8 protein-coding genes are annotated in these 11,304 nt (G+C 74.8%); 5 read left to right on the top strand and 3 right to left on the bottom strand.

Annotated elements, in window-relative coordinates:
- Positions 1–139 precede the first annotated feature (139 nt).
- The 3 genes from AB0G56_RS24680 (at position 140) to dmpI (ending at position 2,269) form a co-directional block, all read left to right on the top strand.
- A complete protein-coding gene (locus AB0G56_RS24680) occupies positions 140–895 on the top strand; it encodes a barstar family protein (RefSeq protein WP_360972783.1) in 756 nt (251 codons plus the stop codon).
- Between the two features lie 209 nt (positions 896–1,104).
- Positions 1,105–1,971 carry a LysR substrate-binding domain-containing protein gene (locus AB0G56_RS24675; RefSeq protein WP_360972781.1) on the top strand — a complete coding sequence of 289 codons (867 nt, stop codon included), beginning with the start codon at positions 1,105–1,107 and terminating at the stop codon, positions 1,969–1,971.
- 115 nt (positions 1,972–2,086) lie between these two features.
- The gene (dmpI, locus tag AB0G56_RS24670) at positions 2,087–2,269 is read left to right on the top strand and encodes a 4-oxalocrotonate tautomerase DmpI (protein WP_360972779.1); all 183 of its coding nucleotides are present in this window, start codon (positions 2,087–2,089) and stop codon (positions 2,267–2,269) included.
- A gap of 95 nt (positions 2,270–2,364) precedes the next feature.
- Here the strand turns inward: dmpI and AB0G56_RS24665 are convergent, their stop codons facing one another.
- The 3 genes from AB0G56_RS24665 to AB0G56_RS24655 all read right to left on the bottom strand — a co-directional run bounded on the left by AB0G56_RS24665 (position 2,365) and on the right by AB0G56_RS24655 (position 7,471).
- Entirely contained in the window at positions 2,365–3,183 is an 819-nt protein-coding gene (locus AB0G56_RS24665; protein ID WP_360972777.1) for a serine protease, read from the bottom strand.
- A 328-nt stretch (positions 3,184–3,511) separates the two neighbouring features.
- Positions 3,512–6,352: an AAA family ATPase gene (locus AB0G56_RS24660; RefSeq protein WP_360972775.1), complete on the bottom strand. Its 2,841-nt coding sequence runs from the start codon at positions 6,350–6,352 to the stop codon at positions 3,512–3,514.
- A 282-nt stretch (positions 6,353–6,634) separates the two neighbouring features.
- On the bottom strand, positions 6,635–7,471 hold the full coding sequence (locus tag AB0G56_RS24655; RefSeq protein WP_360972773.1) for a LuxR C-terminal-related transcriptional regulator: 837 nt from the start codon (positions 7,469–7,471) through the stop codon (positions 6,635–6,637).
- A 135-nt stretch (positions 7,472–7,606) separates the two neighbouring features.
- Between AB0G56_RS24655 and AB0G56_RS24650 the strand changes: the two genes are divergently transcribed.
- A complete protein-coding gene (locus AB0G56_RS24650; RefSeq protein ID WP_360972771.1) occupies positions 7,607–9,280 on the top strand; it encodes an AMP-binding protein in 1,674 nt (557 codons plus the stop codon).
- Positions 9,277–10,947, top strand: coding sequence for an AMP-binding protein (locus AB0G56_RS24645; RefSeq protein WP_360972769.1), 1,671 nt, complete (start codon positions 9,277–9,279; stop codon positions 10,945–10,947). Before AB0G56_RS24650 ends, AB0G56_RS24645 begins: the two co-directional genes overlap by 4 nt.
- The last annotated feature ends 357 nt before the right edge of the window (positions 10,948–11,304 follow it).

The raw sequence follows: 11,304 nt of genomic DNA, 5'->3' as shown, positions 1-11,304 counted from the left end.
GGGGCTGAAAGCCCGCTGGTCGAAGCCGGGTAGGCTCGGGATCGGTCGTATCGGCCCCCGTCCGCCCGGCTTCGGCACGCGGGGGGCGCCGTACGGCCCGCGACAGGTCGGCTCTCCTGGACGGATCGGTTTCACGCACATGAGCTCCACCCCGCCGCAAGGCGTCCTGTACCGGCTCGTCGACGCCGAGTCGCGGCACGTGCTCGTCGCCGCGGAGGACATCCGGGGATTCTTCGTGGACCCCGAGGAGGAGCCGCCGCCGGCGGTCACCTTCCTGCGGACGCACCGGTGCGACCCGGCGCGGCGCAGGACCGAGAACGCGCGACTGGAAGTGGTCGGCCGTGACGGCGGCACGGTCGGCGCGTACCACATCGGCCGGGCGTCGGCCGCGGCGCCCGATCCGTCCGCAGGCGCGGGCGAGCGGCCCGACGCCGACTGGACCTTCCACGGCCACACCTGTGAGTACCCCGAGGCGGGGCGGATCTGGCCGAGGTGGGCCGACGGCGGTCCGGCCGAGCCCGGCGAGTGGACCCGCTACCCGTCCGTGGCGCACGAGAGCTGGCTGCACGTGGTGCAGACCGCGTGGTTCACCGCCGGCCGGCGCGCGACCCGGTACGGAACCGCCGAAACAGCCGTGATCGACGGCTCCACCGTCACCACCAGGGACTCCTTCTACTGCGCCCTCGGGGAAGCGGTGAACGGGCCGGGCGGCTACTTCGGGTCCAACCTGGACGCGCTGCACGACTGCCTGCGGTCCATGCGCAGGGACAGCGACCGCCCCCTCGGCGTGCTGTGGCACGACGCCGCCGTCTCGCGCGAGGCACTGGGGAGCGCGTACACGGACGCGGTGGTCTCGGTGTTCGCCGAGTCGGCCGTGGACGTGAGGGCCGACTGACCGCGGCGCCCGACGCGGACAGCCGGGCCCGGCGGCGGGAGGTGACCGAGGAGGCGCAGCGGACGCCGGGCGCGCCGCACCCCGAAACGCCGTACGACGTCCGGCTCAGAGCCGTCACCCGCGCCGGAGGCTGTCGGCACCCCGGTACCGCGGACGGAGTCGTCCGGCCCCGCGGGCCCGACGCGGTCACGCACCCTAGAGTCTGCTCCATGGAACTGCGCCAGCTCGCCTACTTCGTCACCGTCGCCGAGGAGTTGCACTTCGGCCGGGCCGCGGAGCGGCTGCACATCGTGCAGTCGGCGGTCAGCCAGCAGATCCAGCGGCTGGAACGGGACCTGGGCGGCGCGCTGTTCGACCGGTCACCGCGCCGGGTGCGGCTGACGGCGGCGGGGGAGCGGCTGCTGCCCGAGGCGCGCGCGGTGCTCGCGGCGGCGGACCGGGCCCGGGCGGCCGTCGCCCCGCCCGCGGGCCTGCGCGTCGGCACCAGCACGGGACTCGGCGCCCATCTGGACCGGGTGCTCGCCGCGTTCGCCGAACACGCGCCCGGCGTCCCCGTCGAACTGGTCTCGCTGCCCGTCGCCGACCGGCTCGCCGGGGTCGCGCGGGGCTCTCTGGACGCGGCCTTCGTGCGCGCCGCCGATCCCGTGCCCGGCCTGCGGGTGCTGCCCCTGTGGCCGGACCCCCTGGTGGCCGCGCTCCCCGCCGCCCACCCGCTGGCCGCGCGGGACGCCATCGACCTCGCCGAGCTGGCCGGCCTGCCGCTGTCCCTCACCGAGCGCCGCAACAACCCGGCCCTCGTCGACCTGGTCGTCGGAGCCTGCCACGCCGCCGGGTTCGAGCCGCCGACGGGCCCCGCGGGCGGATCGCTCCAGGACATTCTCGCCACCATCGGCACCCGGCCGCTGTGGACCGTCGTGTACGCCTCCCACGCGCGCGTGCTGCACAGCCCCCGGGTGGCCTTCGTGCCCTTCCGCTCCCCGGGCCTGGCGCTGCCCACCGGGCTGGCCGTCCGGGCCGCCGGCTCCGCCCCGTACCTCGACGCCCTGCTGGCGGCCTGCGGCGATCACGGGAACTGATCGCCGCGGTCGCGGGCCGGCCCTTGGTCACCGGAGCCCGAGGCGGTGGACTGGATCCAGCACAGCGGCGCGCGGTGAGGACCGCGAAACGCCGCCGGGAACAAGGGAGTCAGCCATGCCGATCGTCACCGTCCAGCAGGGTCCGCGCGACACCGAACTGAAGCGCGACCTGGTCAAGCGCGTCACCGACGCCTTCGTCGACGCGTACCACATCCCGGCCGAGACCGTGCAGGTGTGGATCCACGAGGTGCCCGCCGACAGCTGGGGCGCGGCCGGCCGCCTCACCGCCGACAAGTAGCGCTGCGGCGCGCCGGATGGAGAGGGGGCGTTGCGGGCCGCTCGTGGTGGCTCGCAACGCCCCCTGGCACGTGCCCGGGGGTTCCCCGGCGGACCTCAGGAGCCGACCTGTGCCGTGACCAGGTCGGAGAAGGTGGTCAGCCTCGTGTACACACCCGGACGGCCCGCTTGCGCGCAGCCGTCCCCCCAGGAAGTGATCCCTGCCAGGACGCCCCCGACTAGCAGGGGACCGCCGCTGTCGCCCTGGCAGGTGTCTGTGCCGCCGGACGGGTATCCGGCGCAGATCATGTCGCTCGCGACGAAGTCGGAGCCGTAGGCGCTCGCGCAGCCGGTGTCGGACACCACCGGCACGGTCGCGGTCCGCAACTGGTCGGACGGGCTGCCGCTCTCGGCGGTGGTGCCCCAGCCGAGGACGCGGGCGGCGGTCCCGGCCTTGTACACACCGGTGTCGGCGTGGGAGACGTACTTCGCCGGGGCGTACGGCATGGCGGTCGCCAGCGTCAGGACGGCCACGTCGTCGCCGCTCGCGGCGTCCGAGTAGTCCGGGGCGATCCAGATGCCGCTGACCTTGCTGACCGTGCCGTCGGTGCCGTCGAGGTAGGTGCGGCCCCCGACCGCCCGCACGCCGTCCGCGCTCTCCCCGGACACGCAGTGCGCCGCGGTGACCACCTTGCCGGCCGCCACGAGCGTACCGCCGCAGAACTGCTTGCCGTCGGCGTCCGTGAGCTGGACGACGAAGGGGTACGCGTTCGTCGTGGTCGGGGTACCGCCGACCACGGACTCCGGTACGCCGGCGCCGGGTTCGGCGGCGGCTGCCGCGCAGGGCGCGGTGAGCAGCGCGGTCGCGGCGCCGGCCGACAGTGCGGCGGCGGTCCGTCCGCGTCTGCCGAATCTGGCGCGGGTGAGGCCGAACATGCGTCTCCTCGTGGGCTGGCCGGTGGGGGATCGCGCGGGCAGGAAGCTGAGCGGGGCGGTACGGGACCCGGTGCTCGGACTCCCACGTGCCCGGGCGAGCGGCACGTCCCTCACGCTAGGACCCACCCCGCCCGCCCCCAATGAGGGAACCCCCTAGCGCACTCGCACAGGGAAAACCCTCGGTGCCCTCCGGTGCCGCGGCCGGGGAAACGCCGTGGCGGGGCCGGGCGGTGGCGACCGGGGCGGTCGTCCCCGGTCGGTACGCGACGCACTGGCCACGGCAGCCACCCGCACTGAGATCCACCCGGTCAGTCAACCCGGGCCGCGCTCACTTCGCGCGCCGGCCGGCCGCCAATCGGACGATGTCGACGCGCGAGCGGATCCCCAGCTTGCGGTAGACCCGGGTCAGCGTCGCCTCCACCGTCTTGACGCTGACGAACAGCCGCCCGGCGATCTCCCGGTTGGTGGCGCCCTCCATGACGAGCGCGGCGACCTGACGCTCCATCGCCGCCAGCCCGTCCAGCGCCGCCGGGACCACCTCCGGCTCCGGCTGGGCCGGACGGGCGACGGCGGCGGCGTCCACGCGGCGCAGCCACGGCAGCGCCCTGCACCGCCTGAAGAGCCGGGCCGCCTCGTCGTACGACGTCGGGCCGGGGCGCCGGGTGCGCAGCCGGGCCAGCGCGAAGGCGGCCCGCGCCTCCTCCAGGCCGTTGCCGAGCTTCGCCAGCCGGTCCTGCGCGGACGTCAGCCGGGCGACGGCGGCCTCCGTGTCGTCGTGGGCCGCCCGCACCAGCGCCTCGGACCGGTCCAGGACGGCCAGCACACTCTCGCGGCCCAGCCGCAGCGCGTGCTCGCGGGCCGTGTCGATGACCTGCTGCGCCTCACCCGGCTCGCCGACGAGCACCAGCGCCTCCGCCAGGTCGCCGTGCCAGCGGCCGCGCGCCGGGTCCGTGATGCCGAGGCCCAGCTCCAGCTCCCGCACCCGGCGCAGCGTCCCCACGGTGGCCTGCGCGTCCCCGGAGACGAACTGCGCGTACCCGAGGGCGGCCAGGGCCCGCGAGAGGTACATCTGGTCGCCGTCCTCCTCGGCGAGCCGGACCGCCTCGCGGGCCAGCGCCAGCGCCCGTTCGGTGTCCCCGCCGGAGGCCTCCGCGAAGCAGGCCAGCATGGCCGAGGCGCCCTCGCCGATGCCGGTGTCCCGGGCCAGCCGCAGGCTCTCGCGGGCCAGGTCCAGGGCCCGCCCGCAGTGCCCGGCGCGCAGTTCGGTCTCGGCGAGCAGCCGCAGGTAGTGCACCTCGCTCTCGACCATGCCGCGCCGCCGCACCTCGCGCAGCAGCGCGGTGATGGTCGCGCGTGCCTCGACGAGCTGGTCGCTCATCAGCAGCCAGCGGTAACGGGCCGCGCCGACGCCGTTGTGGTGGCAGGCGACGTAGGGGTCCTGGGGCTCCTTCATCGCGCGCTTGATCGTCGTCGGCGCGTCGGGGTGGCCCATCAGGGTCTCGGTGGAGGCCCGGAACGCCAGCGCCATCAGCTCGGTACGCCGGTCCCGGCCGCGCGCGGCCAGTTCGGCGGCGTGCGCGGCCTCCTGGCGGGCCTCGCCGAAGTCGCCCTCGACGACCAGTCCGCGCCAGGCCAGCTGGTAGTGGACCTGGGCGAGCAGGCCGGGGTCGTCGCCCGCGTCGGCCAGCGCCTGCGGGAAGACCGCGTCCACGTCCCCGAGGGCCTGCCCGGCGGCCTCGATCACCACCATCCACGCCCGCACCCGCTGGGCGGGCAGGGCAGCCCGGGTCAGCACGTCGCGGGCGATGTCCCGGGCGAGGTCCACCTCGCCGGCCGTGATGGCGTCCTCGGCGGCCAGCAACCGCCGCTCGTCGGGGCCCGGTTCGCCGTCCGCCGGGGTGTGCCGGGCGGCGAGCAGCCCGAGCGAGGCGGCCACCGACGGCGCTCCCCGGTCCCGGGCCAGGGCGGCGGCCCCGGCGAGCCGGGCGGCCACCTCCGGGTCGGTGCCGGTGGTGGCCAGGGCCAGGTGCCGGGCGCGTTCGATGGGGTCGGAGGCGGCGGTGGACAGGGCCGCGTGGACGGCGCGCCGCTCCCGGGCGGGCGCCTCGGCGTACAGCGCGGCTGAGATGAGCGGGTGCGCGAACCGTACGGCGGGGCCCTCCGGTTCGGTCGCCAGCAGCCCGAGGCCCGCCGCCTGGGCGCACTCGGCCTCGGCGTTCTCCCGGCCGGCCGCGTGCAGCAGCGCGGGGGTGGGACGGGCACCGGCGCTGGCCACCAGGAGGGTGCGGCGGGCCTCCTCGGACAGCATCTCCAGGCGGCTGAGCACCAGGGCGCGCAGCGACGTCGGCACGGGCAGCGGCTCGCCCGGCCGGGGCCGGGCGGGGCTCTCGGCCAGCGCCCGGCCGAGCTCCAGCGCGAACAGCGGGTTGCCGCCGCTGGTGCGGTGGATCTCGCGGACCGTGGAGCGCGGCAGACCGGTGTAGCCGCGGTGGTCGAGCAGCGCCGAGACCTGGGCGCGGGTCAGCGGCCCGAGGCGCACCGAGAGGGTGTCGGGCGGGCATGGGGGTCCCCCCGCTCGAGTGAAGCCGAGAGCGGGGGAGCGCAGATGACGGCCGTAGTCCTCGTCCTCGGTGCGCACGGCGCACAGCATCCGCACGGGGGTGCCACCCAGCCGGCGGGCGGCGAAGCCGAGCAGTTCCGCGCTGGCCGGGTCCAGCCACTGGAGGTCGTCGGCGACGATCAGGACCGGCCCGCGGGCGGCGAGCGCGCGCAGCGTGGAGAGGACGGCCAGGCGCAGGGCGAGGCCGTCGCGCTGGAGGGTGGACTCGCCGCGTCCGGTGAGCGCCGATTCCAGGGCGGTGCGCTGGGCGGCGGGCAGTTCGCCGGCCACCTCCTGAAGGACCAGACCGAAGAGGTCGGCGAGGGCCAGGAACGGCAGATGCGATTCGGACTCGGTGGCGGAACAGCGCAACACGGTGCGGGCCGCCGGAGCGTATTCCGCCGCCAATGCCCGCAGCACGGTCGACTTTCCTATTCCGGCCGGCCCGTGCAGCAGCACACTGCCACCTCGGCCGAGCTGCTCACGCGCCGCCGCGGACGGCTCCTCCCGGCCGATGACCAGCTCGGAGCGGCAGCCCGCAGGGCCCTTGAAGTCCCGTAGCACGGTCACCGCTCCCCTCGTGTGTCGTGTCCGGGCCAAATTCTAGGCAACGTGCCCCTGAATTCCGGTGTGCCGGCGTCGTGAGGGAAATAACAGCAGCCGTGCATGCCGGAATTCAAAGCCGCGCCGATCGAATAGACGCCCCGCACGCACAGCCCTCCGACGGTACCCCGAGCACCCGGCCGACGGTACTCCCACCACCGGGCGACCCGCCTTGACGACGGCGTCCGGGCCGCACCCGCACAAGCCCTCCGCCGAGCGGCGGCCCCGTGCGCCGGCGCTCCCGGCCGGCTACGGCAGCACCCCCGCCCTGCGGGCCGCCGCGACCGCCTCGCCGCGGGTGTGGGCGCCCAGTTTGCGCATGGCCGAGCGGAGGTAGCCCTTGACCGTCTCGGGCCCGAGGCCCAGCCGGGCGGCGGCGGTCGCGTTCGTGGCCCCCGCCGCCACGCAGGCGAGCACGTCCACCTCGCGGGGGGCCAGGCGCACGCCGGGCTCCGGGACGGCCGCGACGGTCAGCAGGCCGCAGGCCTGGAGCAGCTCCGCGCGCAGGGCCGGGTCGGTGATCCGGGGGGCCAGGGCGCGCAGCGCCGCGTGCGCCTCGCGCACCTGTTCCCAGGCCGGGCCGGACCGCGCGCCCTCCGGCTCCTCTGACGCGGCGGCGGCCAGCAGCTCGCGGGCCTCCTCCCGCACCAGCAGCGCCTGCTCCACGTCCCGGGCCGCGCCGACCGCCGCGCTCAGCGTGCGGTCGCCGAGCGGCTGGGCCGTGCGCAGGGCGCCGTACAGCACGCCCCGCACCCGGCGCCGTACCACCACCGGCACCGCGAGGACCGAGCGCAGTCCCTCCGCGGCCACCGCCGCGTCGTACTCGTGGCTGATCTGCCGGGACAGCGAGTAGTCGGTGACCGCGCACGGGTGGGCCCGCGCCACCGCCCGGCCGCCGAGCCCGTAGCCGGACGTCACCGCCAGCGCGCTGAGCGCGAGCGTCGCCGTACCGGTCAGCTCACTGATCCGCACCCGCGGCCGGCCGGGCTCGACCAGCCCGCCGAAGGCGACCGGAAGTCCCGTCGCACGCCGCAGCCGCACCAGCGCACCCCGGATCTCCGCCGCCCCGGCCGCGTCCGCCGTCACCCGCTCACCCCTTCGTCGCGCCTCCCGCGCCCACCACACCCCCGTTCGGGGGTGGTGAGACCTGCATCACGGATTACACGATGGAGCCGAGCCGCACGGCAATGGTCCGGATGCTGGACCGCACATGGAGGACAGATGACGACGGCGACGGAGACCTTCCGCGGAGCACGGGACTTCCTGCTGGAACACCGTGAGGACTACACCACGGCCTACGCCGGCTTCCAGTGGCCCCGCCCCGAGCACTTCAACTGGGCACTGGACTGGTTCGACGTCATCGCCGACGGCAACGACCGCACCGCCCTGCACATCGTCGAGGAGGACGGCAGCGAGGTCCGCCTCTCCTTCGCCGAGCTGTCCGAACGCTCCGACCGCGCCGCGAACTGGCTGCGGGCGCGCGGCGTCGCGGCCGAGGACCGCGTCCTCGTCATGCTCGGCAACCAGGCCGAGCTGTGGGAGACGGCGCTCGCCGCGATGAAGCTGCGGGCGGTCGTCATCCCCGCCACCCCGCTGCTCGGCCCCGCCGACCTGCGCGACCGCGTGGAGCGCGGCCGGGTCAAGCACGTGATCGTGCGCGCCGAGGACACCGCCAAGTTCGCCGATGTGCCCGGCGCCTACACCCGCATCTCGGTCGGCGGGGTGCCCGAGGAGGGCTGGGAACCCTACGAGGACGTCTACGCAGCCCCGGCGGAATTCCTCCCCGACGGCCCCACCCTGGCCGACGACCCGCTGATGCTCTACTTCACCTCGGGTACCACCGCCCGTCCCAAGCTGGTCGAGCACACCCACACCTCGTACCCGATCGGGCACCTGGCGACCATGTACTGGATCGGCCTGAAACCCGGCGACGTGCACCTGAACATCTCCTCGCCGGGCTGGGCCAAGCACGCCTGGTCCAACCTGTTCGCCCCGTGGAACGCCGAGGCGACCGTCTTCATCCACAACTACACGCGCTTCGACGCCGTCCGGCTGATGTCCGAGATGGACCGGGCCGGCGTCACCACGTTCTGCGCCCCGCCGACCGTGTGGCGCATGCTCATCCAGGCCGACCTGAGCCTGCTGGGCACCCCGCCCCGCGAGGTCGTCGCCGCGGGCGAGCCGCTCAACCCCGAGGTCATCGAGCAGGTCCGGCGGTCCTGGGGCGTCGCCGTCCGCGACGGGTTCGGGCAGACCGAGACGGCCGTGCAGGTCTCCAACAGCCCCGGCCAGGTGCTGAAGACGGGCTCCATGGGGCGGCCCAGCCCCGGCTTCCGCGTCGAACTGCTCGACCCGGTCTCCGGAGCGCCGGGCGCCGACGAGGGCGAGGTCGCGCTCGACCTCTCCGCGCGCCCCGTCGGCCTGATGGCCGGTTACCACGGCGACGCCGACCGCACCGCCGAGGCCATGGCCGGCGGCTACTACCGCACCGGCGACGTCGCCTCCCGGGACGCGGACGGCTACCTGACGTACATCGGCCGCTCCGACGACGTCTTCAAGGCCTCCGACTACAAGATCAGCCCGTTCGAGCTGGAGAGCGCCCTGCTGGAGCACGAGGCGGTGGCCGAGGCGGCCGTCGTGCCCGCCCCGGACGAGCTGCGCCTGGCCGTGCCCAAGGCGTACGTGGTGCTCGCCGAGGGCTGGGAGCCGGGACCCGGCACCGCCGAGGTGCTCTTCGAGCACTCGCGCCGCATCCTCGCCCCCTACAAGCGGCTGCGCCGCCTGGAGTTCGGCGACCTGCCCAAGACGGTCTCCGGCAAGATCCGCCGCATCGAACTGCGCGAGGCCACCGCCCAGGGCTCCGACCACGAGTACCGCGAGGAGGACTTCCGGTGACCTCCGCCCTGTCGTACACCCACGGGACCGGCGACACCGCCCTGCTCGGCGACACCATCGGCGCGAACCTGGACCGCGCCGTCGCCGCCTGGCCCGACCGCGAGGTGCTCGTCGACGTCCCTTCCGGACGGCGCTGGACCTACGCCGAGTTCGCAGCCGACGTCGACCGGCTGGCGTACGCGCTGCTCGCGACCGGCGTCGCCAAGGGCGACCGGGTGGGCATCTGGGCCGTCAACTGCGCCGAGTGGATGCTGGTCCAGTACGCCACCGCCCGCGTCGGCGCGATCATGGTCAACATCAACCCGGCCTACCGCACCCACGAGGTCGAGTACGTCCTGAAGCAGGCGGGCGTCCGCCTGCTCTTCGCCACCCCGCGGCACAAGAGCAGCGACTACCGGGCGATGGTCGAGCAAGTGCGGGGTGCCTGCCCGGCCCTGGCCGAGACCGTCTACATCGGCGACCCGACCTGGGACGCGCTGATCGCGCGCGGGGCGCCCGGCCACGCGGACGAACTGCGGCTGCGCGCCGCCGGACTGTCCTGCGACGACCCCATCAACATCCAGTACACCTCGGGCACCACCGGCTTCCCGAAGGGTGCCACCCTCTCCCACCACAACATCCTCAACAACGGTTACTTCGTAGGGGAGTCGGTCGCCTACACCGAGCGGGACCGCATCTGCGTGCCCGTGCCCTTCTACCACTGCTTCGGCATGGTGATGGGCAACCTCGCGGCCACCTCGCACGGCGCGTGCGTCGTGATCCCGGGCCCCTCCTTCGACCCGGAGGCCACCCTGGAGGCCGTCCGACGGGAGCGCTGTACCTCGCTGTACGGCGTCCCGACCATGTTCATCGCCGAACTGGGCCTCCCCGGCTTCGCCGCATACGACCTCTCCACCCTGCGCACCGGCATCATGGCGGGCTCCCCCTGCCCGGTGGAGGTGATGAAACGGGTGGTCGCCGAGATGCACATGGCCGAGGTCTCCATCTGCTACGGCATGACCGAGACCTCCCCGGTGTCCCTGCAGACGCGCGTGGACGACGACCTCGAACACCGCACGGCCACCGTCGGCCGGGTCCTGCCGCACCTGGAGGTCAAGGTCGTCGACCCGGCCACCGGGGTCACCCTGCCGCGCGGCACGGCGGGCGAGCTGTGCACCCGCGGCTACAGCGTGATGCTCGGCTACTGGGAGGAACCCGAGCGCACCGCCGAGGCCGTCGACGCGGGCCGCTGGATGCACACCGGCGACCTCGCCGTGCTGCGCGAGGACGGCTACGTGGAGATCGTCGGCCGCATCAAGGACATGATCATCCGGGGCGGCGAGAACATCTACCCGCGCGAGATCGAGGAGTTCCTCTACGGCCACCCGAAGATCCGCGACGTCCAGGTCGTCGGGGTGCCGCACGCGCGGTACGGCGAGGAAGTGCTGGCCTGCGTGATCCCGCTCGACGCGGCCGACCCGCCCACGCTGGAGGAGATCCGCGCCTTCTGTGAGGGCCGGCTGGCCCACTACAAGGTGCCCAGCCGGCTGTCCGTCCTGGACTCCTTCCCGATGACCGTGTCCGGCAAGGTGCGCAAGGTCGAACTGCGCCGAAGCCACGGCGGTGCCGTCGCCGTGACCGGCGCCCGCACCGCGGCAGCGCCTCCGGAGAACCCGCGTCACGGATGAGTGGACGCGGGGCGCCGCTCCCGCCGGCCGGGACGGACCGCCCGTCCCGGCCGCCGCCGTACCGGGGCAGCCCGGACGGCCCCGTCCGGCCCCGTCCGGGCGTAGCCGCCACGGCCGGCCGCACGACGCGGTCCCACGCCCGACGGCGGTCTCGCCCCTGTCGGCGGTCTCGCCTCCGACGGCGGTCTCGCCCCTGTCGGCAACCTAGCCCCCGTCGGCTCACCTCCATCGACTCCCTCTGTTCGACCCGCCGGGCATGCGTCCGGCGGGCGCTCACGCATGCCCTCCGGCGGCCTTCCCCGCCCGACTCCCTTGACGGCCTCCGAGCACCGCCTTACATTGCTTCCAGATCGTAGA

This window comes from Streptomyces sp. NPDC021356 (assembly GCF_040641015.1).
Classification (GTDB): Bacteria; Actinomycetota; Actinomycetes; order Streptomycetales; family Streptomycetaceae; genus Streptomyces.
The sequence above is the reverse complement of the archived record's forward strand: the minus strand, read 5'-3'. Positions and strand labels throughout refer to the sequence as shown.